Here is a 16,051-nt window from a genome sequence, read left to right on the forward strand (position 1 = left end):
GACAACAGAGAAGTTTAAACGCCTCTCCCCGGCAGGGAGAGGGGAAGCGGTTGCATCACACCTGCTTTTGCAGCGCGGCGATGCGCTCTTCCAGCGGTGGATGGCTCATGAACAGGCGCTGCAGCCCCTGCGCCAGCGGGCCGGCGATGCCGAATGCCGCCATCGTCTTGGGCAAGCTGCTCTCGCCATGGTTGAGCTGCAGGCGCTGCAGTGCGGAAATCATTGCGCCACGGCCGGCCAGCTTGGCGCCGGCGGCATCGGCATGGAACTCGCGCCAGCGCGAGAACGCCATCACGATCATTGAGGCGAACAGGCCGAACACCAGCTGCAGCACCATCACGCAGACAAAATAGCCGATCCCCGAGCCGCGGCTTTCGCGGCCGCCGGACAGCCAGCTGTCGACCAGCCGGCCAACGATGCGCGCCGCCAGGATCACCAGGGTATTGAGCACGCCCTGGATCAAGGTAAGCGTCACCATGTCGCCATTCGCCACATGGCCGATTTCATGGCCGAGCACCGCGGCGATCTGCTCGCGGTCCATCTGCTGCAGCAAGCCGCTGCTTACCGCCACCAGCGCGCTGTTGCGGGTCATGCCAGTGGCGAAGGCATTCATTTCCGGGGCGTCGTAGATCGCCACTTCCGGCATGCCGATGCCGGCGTTCTGCGCGTGCCGGCGCACGGTATCGAGCAGCCAGCGCTCGCCCTCGCTCTGCGGCTGCTCGATCACCCGGGCGCCGGTGGACATCTTGGCCATCCACTTGGACATGGCCAGCGAGATAAAGGCACCGCCCATGCCGAACACCGCGGCATAGATCAGCAAGCCCTGCATGCCGCCGTAGCCATGCATGGCGGCCCACTGGTCCACGCCGAACAGGCGGCAGACGATAGTCAGCAGGAACAGAACGGCAATATTGGTAAGTAAAAAAAGCGCAATGCGGCGCATGGCTATCCTTGGATCGTCACACCGATCTGGGCAATGGTAGTGTCGCCAGGAGATCCGGGCAAAAACTTGCCTTTTCAAGACCTAAGCGCATCCCGCTGCGGCATCGTGGGCAATTGGGTCAGCTTCCGTAAAATGGATCGATGAGCTATCGCGGACGTTTCGCCCCCTCCCCCACCGGCCTGCTGCATGCCGGCTCGCTGGCCGCCGCGGTAGGCAGCTGGCTATGCGCGCGGCACGCCGGCGGCCAGTGGCTGGTGCGGGTGGAAGATATCGATCCGCCGCGCGAGGTGGCCGGTTCGGCCGAGGCGATCCTGGCGGCATTGCCGGCGTTCGGGCTGCAGGCGGATGACCGTGTCATCTATCAGTCATCCCGCACCGCTGCGTATGACGCGGCCTTCGCTCAGCTGCAACGGGCCGGCCTGCTGTTTCCGTGCTGGTGCAGCCGCAACGACCTGGCGCCAAGCGGCGGCATGCATCGGGATGGACACTGCATTGCCGCCCCCGCAGCGGATCGCGCACCGGCATGGCGCATCCGCGTACCCGATGAAGAGATCCGTTTCACCGATGCGCTGCAGGGGCCGCAAAGCCAGTCGCTGCGCCAGAGCGTGGGCGATTTCGTAATCCGCCGGGTGGAAGGCTTCTATTCCTATCAGCTGGCCTGCGTGGTCGACGACGCCTGGCAAGGCATCACCGACGTGGTGCGCGGCAGCGATCTGCTCGACTCCACCCCACGGCAAATCTGGCTGCAACGCTGCCTGGATCTGCCCACGCCACGCTATCTGCATCTGCCGCTGGTGCTCGATAGCCAGGGCCGCAAACTGTCGAAGTCCGAACGCGCACGCGAGGTCGATGCGGAGCAGCCCATGCCAGCCCTGCGTCGTGCCCTGTCATTTCTGGGCATTCGACCGGACACTGCGGCCATGCATCCGTCCGCATTGCTGGATGCCGCACTGGCCGGCTTCGACCCGCGGCGTTTGTCGCAATGCAGCGATCATCACCTGTTGTAACCCGGTATAAACAGCAGACGCAGTGCCAGCATGTTCGCGATACCGAGAACCGATATTCCTTCATGATGTCTGCGTATAACCTCACTAGCTATGCGTGCATTCGGCACGATGGCATCCCCCGCAGACAATCCAAGGAGATCAGGTCATGACACAGCGTACGGCATTGGTTACTGGCGGCACCGGCGGTATCGGCACCGCGATCGTGCGCTATCTGGCCAAGCAGGGGCATCGGGTCGCCACCAACTACCGCGATGAAGCCAAGGCCGAGGCCTGGCGCCAGAAGATGGCGAAGGACGGTATCGAGGTGTGCATGGTGCCGGGCGACGTGGCCGATCCCACTTCCTGCGAAGACATGATCAATGCGGTCCATCACAAATGCGGCCCGGTGGACATCCTGGTCAACAACGCCGGCATCACCCGCGACACCACCTTCCACAAGATGACCTACCAGCAGTGGATGGACGTGGTGAACACCAACCTCAACGCCTGCTTCAACGTCACCCGCCCGGTGATCGAAGACATGCGCACGCGCAAATGGGGCCGCATCGTGCAGATCAGCTCGATCAACGGCCAGAAAGGCCAGTACGGCCAGGCCAACTACGCGGCGGCCAAGGCCGGCATGCATGGCTTCACCATTTCGCTGGCGCAAGAAAATGCGCGTTTCGGCATCACGGTGAACACCGTTTCCCCCGGCTACGTGGCCACCGACATGGTGATGGCGGTACCGGAGGAAGTGCGCGAGAAGATCGTGGTGCAGATTCCGGTGGGCCGCCTGGGCAAGCCGGAAGAAATCGCCCACGCGGTGGCGTTCTTCACCACCGATGAGGCCAGCTGGATCACCGGCGCCAATCTGGCCATCAACGGCGGCCACTACATGGGCTGGTAAAGCCCCTGCTTTAGCAGTAGATGAGCAGGGCCCGTCATCGCCGATGACGGGCCCTGCTCATTTCATGCCGGCCACGCGGCAGAAGCTGCGCCTCACTCGTCACGCGAAGGCTTGGCGCCTGTCTGCAGCACTTTCTCCAGCACCTTGCCCACGGCGGCAAAAGCAAAGGTGCCCGTGACATGCGTAGCCGCGCCAAGACCGCCGCCGCAGGCCAGATTCAAAGCATCACCGCCCGGCGGGCGCGTGCCGCACACAGTCCCATCCGGCTGCGGGTACTGCACGTTCTGCAACGAGTACACCGCCGACACGCCGAAGTAGCGATCCGGATTGCGCGGAAAGCCGAAGTCTTGGCGAAGCTTTTTGCGGATCAGGCTGAACATCGCATCGTGCTCGGTGCGCGAAAGATCGCGCACCCGGATCTGGGTCGGATCGGTGCGGCCACCGGCCGAGCCCACCGTCACCATCGGCAGTTTGCGTCGGCGGCACCAGGCGATCGCTTCCAGCTTGACGCGAAACGCGTCGCAGGCATCCAGCACCACGTCATAACCGCGATCCAGCAACTCGTCCAAGCTTGAGGGCGTGAGAAAACGCTCGATCGCCTCCAACCGGATCGCCGGATTGATGGCATGCGCGCGTGACGCGATCACGCCGACTTTCGGCTTGCCATATTCGCCATCCAGCGCATGCAGCTGGCGATTGGTGTTGGAGACGCATACCTCGTCGGCGTCGATCAGGGTGAGCCGCCCGACGCCGGTGCGCGCCAGCGCCTCGGCGGCCCAGGAACCGACGCCACCGATACCGATCACGCACACATGCGCCTGCGCCAGCCGCGCCAGTGCGCCGGTGCCGTACAGGCGCTCGATACCGTCGAAGCGATCGGCGGCCAGGTTGGAGCCGCTCATGCCGCGCCAGCCGCAGCGATGGAAGGAAAACAGGGATGCACGCCGGGTCCAGGTCAAAACAGTCCCGGCCATTTTAACCGCGCCGCACGGCCGCAAGACGGCTGCGCTATGCTCGGCCGCTCATCCGCCCTGGGAAGGAAGGTATGGCAATGCGTGCAGCGCTCCTGATCGTGCTTGGACTGGCCATCGGCATCATCGGCACCGTGTTCACCATGCGGGCGCTGAGTGAGCGAAATCCCCTGCCGCACGCGGTGATGGTGACCATGGGTTTCCACCGCCACCAGTTGCAGCAGGCGGTCAAGGGGCAGCATTGCGATGCCGCCGCCAGCGTGGCGCAGCTGCAGCACATGCAGTTCACCGCCGGCGATATTGCCGCGGCGTTCCCGGATGCGCCGCAGCCCTTCCTCGACCTGGCCGGCCATCTGCGCTCCGCCCTGCAGAGTGCGGCGCAGGCGGCGCCGGCGGATTGCCCGGCACTGGTTGCGGCGCTCAAGCCGGTGGACCAGGTCTGCAAGGAATGCCACCAGCAGTACCGCTAGTTGGCGACGGCATCCTCGGGCGCGGGAAACATCAGGATGGTGATTTCCTTGCCCTGCGGGATTTCCACCGCCGGTGAACCCAGCGCCGCCATGCGGCTCTTGAAGGCGGCCAGTTCCTCGCGCTCGCCCAGGGCCGAGCGGCCGTTCACGGCCCAGATGCGACCGCCCTGCTTCCAGCGCGCCATCGCCTGATCGAGCTGCGACGTGACCACCGCATTGGCCTGGATCGGTGTGCTGTTCCTTGGCTGCAGTACCGCCAGCATGGTCGGTGCATTCGGATCGGCGGTGAAGACGGTGTCGCCCGGCCGCACGTTGGCAGCCAGCGTCGCGGCCGCCATATCCCAGCGCGGCTTCGTCTCCACCCGGTAGACCGGGCCCAGGTTGACCGCGCCCATCAGGAACAAGGCGGTGATGGCGACCGGCAGGGTACGCCGCGGCAGTGCCGCCACACCCAGACCAACCAGCACAAAGAACGGCACCGCGCTCCACAGGATGTAGCGCGGCAGCAGCATGGATTTGAACAGCGAGATACTCAAGATCAGCACCGGCAGCACCAGCACGCCGAGCAGCAGCACGCGCCCTTCCAGCCGGTGGCGCACGCGGAACAATCCGGCGCATGCAGCCAGCGCCACCATCGCGCCCAGCACTGGCACGGCGGTATGCAGCAGGTCGAACTTCACCACCGCCGTCATGCGCATCAGGTAGACGCTGCCGGTAACCACCCACAGATGCTGCCAGCTCAGCTCGGGAATCCAGTTGAAGTTTTGCAACATATGGCCCCTGCTGGCGGTGAGGATCTCGCCATAGAAAGGCACGCAGCACAGGGTGATCGCGGCCGCGCTGAGCAGCCAGTTGCGGCGAAACGCGTCGCGCAGCGGCGATGCGCTGGCGTGCAGGCGATACCACACCAGCAACAGTGACAGGTTGGACGCCAGCAGCCACGGGGCCGCATCGCCGAGCACATCCAGCGCGCCGATCGAGCCCAGCACATAGCTGCCCCAGCCCCAGCGCTCCGCCCCTTGCTGCCGCAGGTCGAGCGAGGCGCGTGCCGGATCCTGTGCCAGGCGCAACAAACCCCACAACGCCACCGCAATCAGCAAGGTAACCAGGGTGTAGGAGCGCGCCTCCTGGCCGTACTGCACCTGCAAGGGCGACAGCGCCATCAGCAAGCCTGCAACCAAACCCGCGCTGCGTCCGCCGATGCGCCGCGCCATGGCGAATACCACGCCCGCCGACATCGCGCCGAACAGCGCCGAGGGAATGCGCAACCAGGCGTCGCCGCTATGGGCGAACTGGGAAATCAGCTGCAGCAGCAGGAAGTAGGTGGGCATGTGACGGTTGGTGAAGCTGTCACTGATCAGCCCATTCACGCCCAGATGAATGCGCTGCGAGGTCAACGCTTCGTCCAGCCAGAACGGCTGGTGGTCGATGCGGAACAGACGCACGAGCAGGCCGAGCAACAGGATCGCCGCCAGCCAGGCGATATCGCCCTTCGACCAGATTTCATTACATGTGCGGATAGTGCGATCAGCCGCCATAAAGCACTCAGACAGTGGCATCCATCATGTTCATCGCGATCGCTCTATACACATGCGTCACGCGATGGCTGGGGTCATTCCTCGACGTGCCGGTCCAACGATCCATCTCGACTGGAGACGTGGAATCTAACGCGAAGCAGCGAAATTGGTTGTCAGCTCTTTATGACAGGTTGTTGCGCGTTCAGTCGTAGTACGCAAAAAAAATCGGACTGCCCCGGCAGCCCGATTTTCTCGCGTTTATGGCGCGCGATGTGAATCGCAAATATGTCAGTTTTGTGTCGGGCGAACCGCTGTGTGAATCGCCGCTTGCGGCAAACCTACGGCATCAAATTTTTACTTTTCCGCGCAACACATCCCAATACATCACCCAATCGCCCATCAGGCTGTACAGCGGATGGCGAAAAGTTGCCGGGCGATTTTTCTCGAATACGAAATGACCGATCCAGGCGAAACCGTAACCGACTACCGGCGCCAGCCACAGCCACGCCAGCCGCCCCGACAGCAAGGCGAACAGCACGATCAGTACCACCAGCGAACTGCCGATGAAGTGCAGGCGCCGGCAACGGCGATCGCGGTGCTCGTTGAGGTAATAGGGATAAAAATCGTGGAAGCTGGCGAACGAGGACACGGGCGCACCTCCGAAACATGACGCGCCCAGCCTAGCCCCAATGTCGTGGCGGCGCACGTCAGGCGGGCAGCGGGATGAACTCCTGCTCGTCGCCGGCCACTTTGTCGAAACGCTGCGCCAGCCAGTCCGCCTTGGCCTGCTCGATCCGCTCGCGCGAACTGGAAACGAAGTTCCACCACAGATGGCGTTCGCCATCCAGCGGCGCGCCGCCGAACAGCATCACCCGGCTCGCCTGCTTTGCACGCACGACCGGGGCCGATGCACCCGCCTGCACGGCCATCTGTGTCGCGCCCAGGCTCACGTCGCCCCAGCTCACTTCGCCCTCGACCACATGCACACCGCGTTCGGCATGCTCCTGCGGCAAGGCCAGTTCGGCACCCGCCGCCAGGCGCGCCTCGATAAAGAACATCGGCGCGAACACCTTCACCGGCGATTGCTGGCCATAGGCCGTGCCGGCAATCAGCACCAGCTCGGCGCCGTCCTGGCGGATATGCGGCAGGCTGGCCGCATCGTGGTGATGAAATTCCGGCGCTACTTCTTCATCGACCTGCGGCAGCGCCACCCAGACCTGGATGCCGTGCATGCGCTGTCCATCGCGGCGCGCATCCGGCGGCGTGCGCTCGGAGTGCACGATGCCGCGCCCGGCCGTCATCCAGTTCACCGCGCCGGGCGTGATGTCGGCCAAACTGCCGAGGCTGTCGCGATGACGAATGCTGCCTTCGAACAGCCACGTTACCGTCGCCAGCCCGATATGCGGATGCGGCCGCACATCCATGCCCGTGCCGGGTGCGAACACCGCCGGCCCCATATGGTCGTAGAACACGAATGGCCCGACATGGCGCGCCAGCAGCACTGGCAGCAGGCGGCGCACCACGAAGCCGTCGCCCAGGTCATGCTGGCGGGCGTTTTCGATCAGGGCGGGTTGGGATTGCACGGTGTGTCTCCTTACCAGGCGCGCTGATATTGCTCTGGCGCAACGATGCTTGCACCCAGTTCCTGCGCGGCGCGCCGCGGGAAATACGGATCGCGCAAACTGGCGCGGGCGATCAGCACTACCTCGGCCGCGCCGCCGGCAATGATGCCGTCGGCCTGCGCGGGTTCAGTGATCAAACCGACGGCGCCGGTAGCCATGCCCGTTTCCTGGCGAATGCGCGCTGCAAACGGCACCTGATAACCGGGGCCGACGGGAATCTTTACGTGCGGCACCAGACCGCCGCTGGATACATCGACCAGGTCCACGCCCAGCGCCTGCAGTTCGCCGGCAAGCCGCACGCTCTCGTCGATATCCCAGCCGCCCTCGCTCCAGTCCGTAGCGGAAATACGCAGCCAGAGCGGCAGCTCGGCCGGCCACACTTCACGCACCGCCACGATCACTTCGCGCAGCAGACGCGTGCGGTTTTCGAAGCTGCCGCCGTAGGCATCGGTGCGCTGGTTGCTCAGCGGCGACAGGAATTGATGCAGTAGATAACCGTGCGCGCCATGCAGCTCGATCAGCTTGAAGCCGGCCTGCAGCGCACGCACCGCGGCCGCGCGAAAATCCGCAATCACTTTGCGGATGCCCTCGGCATCCAGTCCCTGCGGCACGTGCCAGTCATGCTCGAACGGAAGCGCGGACGGTGCCACGGTTTGCCAGGCCCCCTGGTCTGCCGGCAGCGAACCGCCGCCTTCCCATGGCCGCCACACACTGGCCTTGCGGCCCGCATGCGCCAATTGCACGCCGGGTACGGCGCCATGGGCGGCGATGAAAGCGGTAATCGGCTTCCAGGCTTCCAACTGGGCTTCGTTCCAGATGCCGGTGTCTTGGGCGGAAATGCGCCCTTCCGGCGATACCGCCGTGGCTTCACTGATCACCGCGCCCGCACCGCCCACCGCGCGGCTGCCCAGATGCACCAGATGCCAGTGGTCCGGTACGCCGTCTGTGGCCGAGTACTGGCACATCGGCGATACCACGATGCGGTTGCGCAAGCTGATGCTGCGTTGCTGGTAGGGTTCGAACAGTTTCATGCGCGTCCACCGTAGGTTGAAGCGGTGCAGATGGCGGCGAACCGCCCGCGATCAAGTGCGTGCCTCAGGCCGTGCGCGAAGCTTCTTCCATCCACACGGCCAACTGCGCGGCCAACGCGGCCGGCGTTTTCATCCAGCTGAAATGGTCGGCACGCTGGCCGGCCAGCTGCTGCGAACTCACCACCGCGGTTTGCGCCCTCGCCTTAGGCATCAGGCCGAGCAGCCACGCCAGGGATGCGGGCGGCACCAGCCAATCCTCCTGCAGCCGCAGCGCAAGCACCGGCAGCGTCAGGCTGGCGAGGCAGGCGTTGAAATCCACGGCCATGCCATCCGCGGAGTAACGGCCGCTGCGGCCACTGCGCGACCAGTCGGCAATCACCCCGCGCGCCTCATTGCCGCCAAAACCGATGCGGCGCCCGGGCAGATAACCCATCAGCGCAGCAAGCGGATTCGCCAGCGCATACGCCACAAGCAGCAGCAGGCTGAAAGGAAAGCGCCGCCAATACGGCGCGCCACTGGCGATAAGAGCAATTCCCGCCACCTGCTGCGGATGCAGCCCTGCATACAGGCAGGACAACTGCCCGCCCAGGCTATGGCCGCCCAGCCACAAGGTTGCCTGCGGCCAACGGGCCCTGGCAGCTTCGACCCCAGCGGGGATATCGGCCTCCAGCAATTGGCGGTAGCCCCAATCGCAGGCCTTTCCGGCACGGCGATCGCTGGAACCGATGCCGCGCCATTCGTGCAGCGCCATCGCCATGCCCCGTGCCGCCAAGGCTTCGGCCAATGGCAAATAGTGCTTGGCCGGCACACCCATGGCCGGCAGCCAATAAAGTATTTGCCGTGGTTCGCTCGCAGGCCGGACCACGATCAGTTCGCTGCGCGCACCATCGCGGGCAACAACCGGCACAACCACACTGGCAGCCGCAACAGTGGCGGACGAATCAAGGGATGCAGACATCCGCGCAGGTTAGCCAATGCCTATGACAGATACAAAAAGGCCGGCATTCGCCGGCCTTTTCTTCGATGATTTGAACCAGGCTCAAGCTGGAGTCACTTCATCAGCCTGCAGGCCCTTCTGGCCTTGCACCACCTTGAAGCTCACCTTCTGCCCCTCTTTCAGGCTCTTGAAGCCGTTGCCCTGGATTGCACGAAAGTGCACGAACACATCCGGGCCATTCGAGCGGCTGATGAAGCCAAAACCTTTGGCGTCATTGAACCACTTTACTGTGCCTTCCTCACGGTCCGACATAACTCACTCCGTTCTAGCGTTTGACTCTGAGACCAGTCGACCCACCCGAGCCGACGGCTTACTGGGTTTGCCTAGATTCGAGTGGAGCCTTGCGGACAGGGGCCGCATTGCGGACACGCGTACTACTGAGCAGACACAGTGAAGACAGCATAGTGATTTTCGAAAATCGATATGTGATGGAAAATTCACGTTTGGAATGACAATGGAAACTGCTTCCAAAATGGCCGGAAATAAAAAAGCCGGGCATTAAGCCCGGCTTTTTAAATCGATCTTAATAGACCGATTAGGCTGCCATCACTTCATCAGCCTGCAGGCCCTTCTGGCCCTGCACAACCTTGAAGCTGACCTTCTGGCCTTCCTGCAGGCTCTTGAAGCCATTGCCCTGGATCGCGCGGAAATGCACGAAAACATCCGGGCCATTGTCGCGGCTGATAAAGCCGAAACCCTTGGCATCGTTGAACCACTTGACGGTACCGATCTGACGATCAGACATGTAACACACTCCAAAACACTAGGTTTTTCAAAAACAAATAGACTCGACCACCACACGGGGCCGGCTTACTGGTGTGCAAAGGAAAACCCTAGGGGGGTGAGCGATGAGGCAGATCGTAATCGGCTGCATCGGGTCACGTGACTCTGGTGACCCCGGCAAACACAGTCCCAACATGATAACCGCAAATGCCCGCACAAGGCGAACTGCTTATTCAGCTAAAGAAGGGACTGCGCAAAGACGGGCTATGCTTGCGCCCTCATTGACGCATGAAAAGAGTATTCATCCATGAGCAAGGCCAGCAGGACGGGTTTCTTTCGGCGAGCTTACATGCCGGCGGGGCTGTGCCTGCTGCTCGGACTGCTCGGCGGTTGCAGCCATGCGACGCGCAAGACGGTCCCGCCCCCGGCCACGCCGCAGGCGGTGGATATCGGCATCCCCGCCTGCAATGCCTATCTGAACCGCTATCTGGCCTGCCATCGCGCAGCGCATATCTTCCCCGCCGACAGCCTGCAAAGCCATTACCAGGCCATGCTGGCCAGCCTGCAACAGAGCGCGGCCGATCCGCAGGTACATCCCTATCTGGCGGCGCGCTGCATCGATATGCGCCAGCAGCTCGATGCCGCACTGCAAGGCCGCTCCTGCACGGACGCGCAGGCGGCCCATTCAGCCGCGCCAGCAAGCACGCAGCGCTGAGGCAACCGCCGCCGGACGGCAGCGCCCCAGTTTCAGCTTGGGCGTGCCGTGCCATGCAGCCGTGTCGGCAATCGTCTGCGCAAGCTCCTGCAGCAGGCGCGGTGTCGGTTCGACCTGTTCTTCCAGGAACAGCGCCTTGATTTCGAACACACCCTCGGCCCGGTGCGCTTTCGCATCGAGCCGCCCGATCAGCCGGCCGCGATGCAGGATCGGCAACACGTAATAACCGTATTTGCGCTTCGCTTCGGGCAAATAGCATTCGATGCTGTAGTCGAAATCGAACATCTCGCGCAGCCGCGCCCGATCCCACACTAGCGGATCGAACGGCGACAGCAGGGCAGTATGCGTGGCGCGCAAGCGTCCGTCCCGCGCTTTCTCCAGCAGACCAAGATGATCGCGATGCACGTAGGCGCGACTGTTCCAGCCCGTCACCGGCACGCTCAGCAATTCGCCACTGGCCAGCAACGGCGCCAATTCCGTCTCGTCAACGGTCGGCTTGAGGCGGAAGTAGTCGGCAATCCAGCGCGCCTGGGTGATGCCCAAGGCACGCACGCTGTCGAGGATAAAGCGCTTGCGCAGTTCTGCATGTGTCCATGTCAGCAGCGAAGGATCGAATGCCGGATCGAGTTTTGCCAGCACGCGCTCGGCCAAGTCATAAACGCGCTGAAAACGTTCGCGCCGGGTCACCATCAATTCGCCGGAAGCAAACCAGGCCTCCAGCCAGCGCTTCTCCGGCTTCCATTCCCACCAGCCGGAGGCGCCGCGATCGGTGCGTTCAAAATCGGATGCGCGTACCGGACCGGAGTTGCGTACGCGTTCGAGCAAAGCCTGCATGTCGGCAAGGTTGGCGTCGCGCGTGCGCGCCGCGTGTTTGTCCGCCCAATGCTTGCTTTCGTATTGCGTACGCCAGGCGCGATGAAAACCGATATCCGTCGCCGCGACGAAACAGGCTTCGTGCGCCCAGCATTCGGCAATGCGCCCGGCCTCCAATGCCTCTTCCAGCCAGCTCTGCGGATAGCTGCCTAGACGCGAATGCAGTACGAGATAGGGACTGCGTGCCACCACGTGAATGCTGTCGATCTGCAGCAGGCGCATGCGCTGGATCGTTATCAATACGTCTTCGCGCCGTGCACGCCGCCGTGGCGATTGCAGCAAACCTTGTGCTGCAAGCTGCAGTGCGCGCGCCTGCGCTGGCGCAATGGATTTTTCCGCAGATGAAGATGCGCTCAATGGAGAGACGCCTTTACGAATTCATCACCAAAGTATTGGGCTGGCATTTATCACCTGCTTGCTAACGTATTTTGCGAGCTTGACATGCCGCGGCCGTTTCAGCGCGACATCCGCATAGAACGCGGCCTGACATGCCGGGCATTCTTGCATGGAGCTACGACGATGAAATACCGCACTCCGCTTCTCGCTTCCCTGGTCGGCACCGGCATGCTGTTTGCCGGCGCCGCGTTTGCGCAGCAGACCATTCCTGCACAGGAGCCGACACCCGCGCAGCAAGCCATGCCTGCGCAACCCTCCGCACCGGCGCAGCAATCGATGCCGCAACAGCCATCGGCACCGGCACCGACGCAACAGACCGCGCCGACACCCGCACAACAGTCGATGCCGGCGCAGCCTGCAGCACCGGCGCCACAACCGATGAGCTCGCAGCAGGCCGCACCGGCGCAACAGCCTTCCTCTTCGACAAGCATGAATACCCCGGGCACTACCGGCTCCAATAGCGCCACCTTCAATTCCGCCAAGGGCCAGGTGACGGTCAATTCCGGCATGGGCCAGACACCGTCCACCGCATCGCCGCCCTCGTTCGAACAGCTGGCCAATGGACAGAAGGCGATCAGCAAGAGCGCGGCGGAAGCCTATCCGCCGCTGGCCAATGATTTCGAGTACGCCGCCCATGGCGGCAACAGCATCTCCAAGGCGCAATACGAGCGCTGGCTGAAAAATCTCAACTGAGCAACGGCAACGCACAGTCAATGCGTCGCATCTGCCGGCCATCACGCTTGATGGCCGGCTTTTTTATTTTCTGCACACGGGATGGTTAGACTTGGCGCACTGTGGTGAGGGAGCAACCCATGAAGCCGAGTTCAATCTGCCTGGCAGCCTGCGCGGCCATGGGGCTGCATGCGGCGCCCTCCCATGCGCAGAACATGACGCCGGCGGATGTCCGCGCCTGCACGGCGATCGAGAGCGATTCGCAGCGTCTGGCCTGCTATGACAAAGCCACCGGACGCGGGGCGCTGCCGGCTGCACAGAAACGCACCGAACCGGTTACGTCGCCTTCGTCCAATGTGTTCTCGCATGAAATGAATGCGACGGCGGCAACGCCCAACAGTACTGCACCCGCACCGATATCGCTGCTGGACAGCCGCTGGGAATTGTCGCCGCAGAGCAAGCTCGGCACCTTCAATCTGCGCGGCTACAAGCCGATCTATGTGTTGCCGGCCTTCGCCACCAGCAACCAGGACAACCTTCCCTACAGCCCCAACCCCGCCAACGCCGTGCATACGCCGCTGGGCATGCAGGATGTGGAGGCCAAGTTCCAGCTCAGCCTCAAGACCAAGATCTGGCAGGGCGTATTCGGCGACGTGGGCGACCTGTGGGTGGGCTATACGCAGGATTCGTACTGGCAGGTCTACAACTCCAAGCTATCGCGGCCGTTCCGCGAAACCGACTACGAGCCCGAGGCGATGCTGGTGTTCAACACCGACTACCAGTTGTTCGGCTGGAACGGGCGCCTGCTCAGCATCGGCGTGGATCATCAATCCAATGGCCAGTCCGATCCGCTGTCGCGCAGTTGGAACCGGGTGATGGCGCAGGTCGGCTTCGAGCGCGACAACTGGACCATCATGTTCCGTCCCTGGTGGCGCATTCCGGAACAGGCGGCGGACGACAACAATCCGGATATCAGCAATTACATGGGCCGCGCGGATGTGCAGATCATCCACGAATGGCACGGACAGGAATTCAGCCTGCTGCTGCGCGACTCGCTGCGTGGCGGCAGCCAGCAGCATGGTGCGGGACGGCTCACCTGGAGCTTTCCGCTGGTGGGCAACCTGCGCGGCTATATGGAACTGTTCAAGGGCTACGGCGAAAGCCTGATCGACTACAACCACAACGCCACGTATCTGGGCGTCGGCATTTCGCTGCTCGACTGGTATTGAGCCAGGAAATCCGCCGCGGCCGATCACGGCCACGGCGGCAGTACATCAGTGGTGGTGGCCGCCCGGGCCGTGCACGTGGCCGTGCGCCAGCTCTTCGGCGGAGGCGGCGCGCACATCGGTCACTTCGATGTCGAAGTGCAGGGTCTGGCCGGCGAGCGGATGGTTGCCGTCGATATGCACGGTTTCACCATCGACCTTGGTGACGGTGACGTTGATCACGCCCTGCGGGCCGTGGCCCTGGAACTGCATGCCCGGCTGGATATCTTCCACACCCTGGAACGCGTCGCGCGGCAGCTCCTGCACCAGTTCCGGGTGATGCACGCCGTAGCCTTCGGCCGCTTCCACATCCACCTTGAACTGATCGCCGGTGCTGCGGCCAGCCATCACTTTCTCCAGGCCCTGCACGATCTGGCCGCTGCCCTGCAGATAGGTGAGCGGCTCGCGACCTTCGGAGCTGTCGATCACCTGGCCGCTGTCATCGGTCAAGGTGTAGTGAAAGGAAACTACGCTGTTGTCGGCAATCTGCATGATGGTCTCGCTGGAGGTAGAGCGCCGACCGGGGCCGACGGATCGCCAAGGGTAACATCCGCCGCTTGCCGGCGCCGAAACATGCCAGAATCGCCGCGCCCCCTGCCCGCCCTGTTGCGATGACGACTCTGCTCGAAGCCTGGCGACACCGCCCGACGCACCGCCAGGTGTGGTCGCTGGCCACGCCCATGATGCTTTCCAACCTCACTGTGCCGCTGGTGGCGCTGGTCGACAGTTCGGTCGCCGGCCACCTGCCGCATACGCAGGATCTGGGCGCCGTGACCGTCGGCAGCGCCGTCTATGCGCTGCCCGTATGGAGTCTGGGTTTTCTGCGCATGGGCACTACCGGTTTCGCCGCCCAGGCACTGGGTGCCCGCAATGCATCGGCGCTGCGCACCGTGCAGGCGCAGGCCCTGCTGCTGGCCGTGTTGCTGGGAGTGATGGCCGGCGCACTGATGATGCCGGCGTTGCCATGGTTGATCGGCCAGATGCATTCCACCCCGCTGATGACCACCCGCGCGCTGGACTATCTGCATCTGCGCCTGCTCGGCCTGCCGGCGGCGTTGCTCAATTACGCGCTCGCCGGCTGGTTTATCGGCGCGCAGCGGGCAGGCACTACGTTGAGCCTGCTGCTGGTCACCAACCTGGTGAACATCGCGCTCAATCTATTGTTCGTGTTCGGCTTCCATTGGGGCGTACCGGGCATTGCGCTGGCCTCGATCGGCGGCGAGTGGTGCGGTGCGCTGTACGGACTGTGGCGTGCGCACCAGGCGGTACGCGACATGGTCGGGCAAATCGACTGGCAGGCCATGCGCGGCTGGGCGCACTGGCGCCCGCTGCTGGCGGTGAACCGCGACATTTTCATCCGCACCATCCTGCTGGCAGGCGTGTTCTTCAGTCTTTCGCTGTTCGGTGCGCGGCTGGGCGATGCGGTCGTCGCGGCCAATGCGCTGCTGCTCAACGGGCTGATGCTCACCGCGTTCTGCCTGGACGGTCTGGCCAATGCGGTGGAGGCTCTGTGCGGCCATGCGATCGGCGCCGGCGACCATCTCGCGCTGCGCCGGGCACTGGTGGTCGCGGGTGGATGGTCGCTGATCGGCAGTGTCGGGTACGCCTTGTTCTTCGGCGTGTATGGCCATCTGTTCGTCGACCTGCAAACGAATTTGCCGGATGTGCGCGAGATTGCCTACGGCTACCTGCCCTGGCTGATGGTGCTGCCGCTGGTCGGGGTGTGGAGCTATTTGCTCGACGGCCTGTTTGTCGGCGCCACCCGCGCCCGCGAGATGCGCGGTGGCATGGTCTTGTCGGCGCTGCTCTATGTTTTGCTGCTGTGGCTTACGCACGATCTGGGCAACACCGGCCTGTGGCTGGCTTTCCTGGCCTTTATGGCGCTGCGCGCGGCAACGCTGGGCTGGCTGGGGCTGTGCATCCGGCGGCGTCAGGCATGGGTAGCATGAGCGGCGCGAGCACG

The 16,051-nt window shown here is 63.6% G+C and carries 18 protein-coding genes; 7 read left to right on the plus strand and 11 right to left on the minus strand.

The genetic code is table 11. The features are described from left to right. Positions 1-55: 55 nt before the first annotated feature. A complete protein-coding gene (gene htpX / locus IGX34_RS05115; RefSeq protein WP_192554619.1) occupies positions 56-943 on the minus strand; it encodes a protease HtpX in 888 nt (295 codons plus the stop codon). A gap of 140 nt (positions 944-1,083) precedes the next feature. Between htpX and gluQRS the strand changes: the two genes are divergently transcribed. Both gluQRS and phbB read left to right on the plus strand, forming a co-directional pair. Continuing rightward, positions 1,084-1,950: a tRNA glutamyl-Q(34) synthetase GluQRS gene (gene gluQRS / locus IGX34_RS05120; RefSeq protein ID WP_192554620.1), complete on the plus strand. Its 867-nt coding sequence runs from the start codon at positions 1,084-1,086 to the stop codon at positions 1,948-1,950. A 145-nt stretch (positions 1,951-2,095) separates the two neighbouring features. Continuing rightward, complete coding sequence (phbB, locus tag IGX34_RS05125; RefSeq protein WP_192554621.1) at positions 2,096-2,836, plus strand: acetoacetyl-CoA reductase; 741 nt, start codon at positions 2,096-2,098, stop codon at positions 2,834-2,836. Positions 2,837-2,928: 92 nt separating this feature from the next. Here the strand turns inward: phbB and IGX34_RS05130 are convergent, their stop codons facing one another. Beyond that, the gene (locus IGX34_RS05130; protein WP_192554622.1) at positions 2,929-3,738 is read right to left on the minus strand and encodes a tRNA threonylcarbamoyladenosine dehydratase; all 810 of its coding nucleotides are present in this window, start codon (positions 3,736-3,738) and stop codon (positions 2,929-2,931) included. Positions 3,739-3,887: 149 nt separating this feature from the next. Between IGX34_RS05130 and IGX34_RS05135 the strand changes: the two genes are divergently transcribed. After that, positions 3,888-4,277, plus strand: coding sequence for a cytochrome c (locus IGX34_RS05135; RefSeq protein WP_192554623.1), 390 nt, complete (start codon positions 3,888-3,890; stop codon positions 4,275-4,277). On the opposite strand, the gene IGX34_RS05140 is transcribed toward IGX34_RS05135, so the two are convergent. The 7 genes from IGX34_RS05140 to IGX34_RS05170 form a co-directional block, all read right to left on the minus strand. Then, positions 4,274-5,815, minus strand: coding sequence for a glycosyltransferase family 39 protein (locus IGX34_RS05140; protein ID WP_192554624.1), 1,542 nt, complete (start codon positions 5,813-5,815; stop codon positions 4,274-4,276). The two genes, IGX34_RS05135 and IGX34_RS05140, sit on opposite strands and share 4 nt — an antisense overlap. A gap of 325 nt (positions 5,816-6,140) precedes the next feature. Further along, positions 6,141-6,443, minus strand: coding sequence for an Mpo1-like protein (locus IGX34_RS05145; RefSeq protein ID WP_192554625.1), 303 nt, complete (start codon positions 6,441-6,443; stop codon positions 6,141-6,143). A 58-nt stretch (positions 6,444-6,501) separates the two neighbouring features. After that, complete coding sequence (locus IGX34_RS05150) at positions 6,502-7,377, minus strand: pirin family protein (RefSeq protein ID WP_192554626.1); 876 nt, start codon at positions 7,375-7,377, stop codon at positions 6,502-6,504. A gap of 11 nt (positions 7,378-7,388) precedes the next feature. Further along, a complete protein-coding gene (locus tag IGX34_RS05155) occupies positions 7,389-8,447 on the minus strand; it encodes an NADH:flavin oxidoreductase/NADH oxidase (protein WP_192554627.1) in 1,059 nt (352 codons plus the stop codon). Between the two features lie 64 nt (positions 8,448-8,511). Next, a complete protein-coding gene (locus IGX34_RS05160) occupies positions 8,512-9,405 on the minus strand; it encodes an alpha/beta hydrolase family protein (RefSeq protein ID WP_192554628.1) in 894 nt (297 codons plus the stop codon). A gap of 81 nt (positions 9,406-9,486) precedes the next feature. Continuing rightward, entirely contained in the window at positions 9,487-9,696 is a 210-nt protein-coding gene (locus tag IGX34_RS05165; RefSeq protein ID WP_192554629.1) for a cold-shock protein, read from the minus strand. Positions 9,697-9,979: 283 nt separating this feature from the next. Continuing rightward, the gene (locus IGX34_RS05170; protein WP_114823570.1) at positions 9,980-10,189 is read right to left on the minus strand and encodes a cold-shock protein; all 210 of its coding nucleotides are present in this window, start codon (positions 10,187-10,189) and stop codon (positions 9,980-9,982) included. A 285-nt stretch (positions 10,190-10,474) separates the two neighbouring features. On the opposite strand from IGX34_RS05170, the gene IGX34_RS05175 reads away from it, so the two are divergent. Then, the gene (locus IGX34_RS05175) at positions 10,475-10,882 is read left to right on the plus strand and encodes a hypothetical protein (protein ID WP_225737245.1); all 408 of its coding nucleotides are present in this window, start codon (positions 10,475-10,477) and stop codon (positions 10,880-10,882) included. On the opposite strand, the gene IGX34_RS05180 is transcribed toward IGX34_RS05175, so the two are convergent. Further along, positions 10,853-12,112, minus strand: a complete 1,260-nt coding sequence (locus IGX34_RS05180) for a winged helix-turn-helix domain-containing protein (RefSeq protein ID WP_225737246.1) — start codon at positions 12,110-12,112, stop codon at positions 10,853-10,855. The two genes, IGX34_RS05175 and IGX34_RS05180, sit on opposite strands and share 30 nt — an antisense overlap. Positions 12,113-12,274: 162 nt before the next feature. Between IGX34_RS05180 and IGX34_RS05185 the strand changes: the two genes are divergently transcribed. After that, positions 12,275-12,844, plus strand: coding sequence for a hypothetical protein (locus IGX34_RS05185; RefSeq protein WP_192554630.1), 570 nt, complete (start codon positions 12,275-12,277; stop codon positions 12,842-12,844). A 119-nt stretch (positions 12,845-12,963) separates the two neighbouring features. Beyond that, complete coding sequence (locus tag IGX34_RS05190) at positions 12,964-14,052, plus strand: phospholipase A (RefSeq protein ID WP_192554631.1); 1,089 nt, start codon at positions 12,964-12,966, stop codon at positions 14,050-14,052. 45 nt (positions 14,053-14,097) lie between these two features. Here IGX34_RS05190 and IGX34_RS05195 read toward each other — a convergent pair whose 3' ends face one another. Continuing rightward, positions 14,098-14,580, minus strand: a complete 483-nt coding sequence (locus IGX34_RS05195) for an FKBP-type peptidyl-prolyl cis-trans isomerase (RefSeq protein ID WP_192554632.1) — start codon at positions 14,578-14,580, stop codon at positions 14,098-14,100. A gap of 119 nt (positions 14,581-14,699) precedes the next feature. Between IGX34_RS05195 and IGX34_RS05200 the strand changes: the two genes are divergently transcribed. Next, entirely contained in the window at positions 14,700-16,037 is a 1,338-nt protein-coding gene (locus tag IGX34_RS05200; protein ID WP_192554633.1) for an MATE family efflux transporter, read from the plus strand. The last annotated feature ends 14 nt before the right edge of the window (positions 16,038-16,051 follow it).

This window comes from Dyella acidiphila (assembly GCF_014863405.1).
Classification (GTDB): domain Bacteria; phylum Pseudomonadota; class Gammaproteobacteria; order Xanthomonadales; family Rhodanobacteraceae; genus Dyella_B; species Dyella_B acidiphila.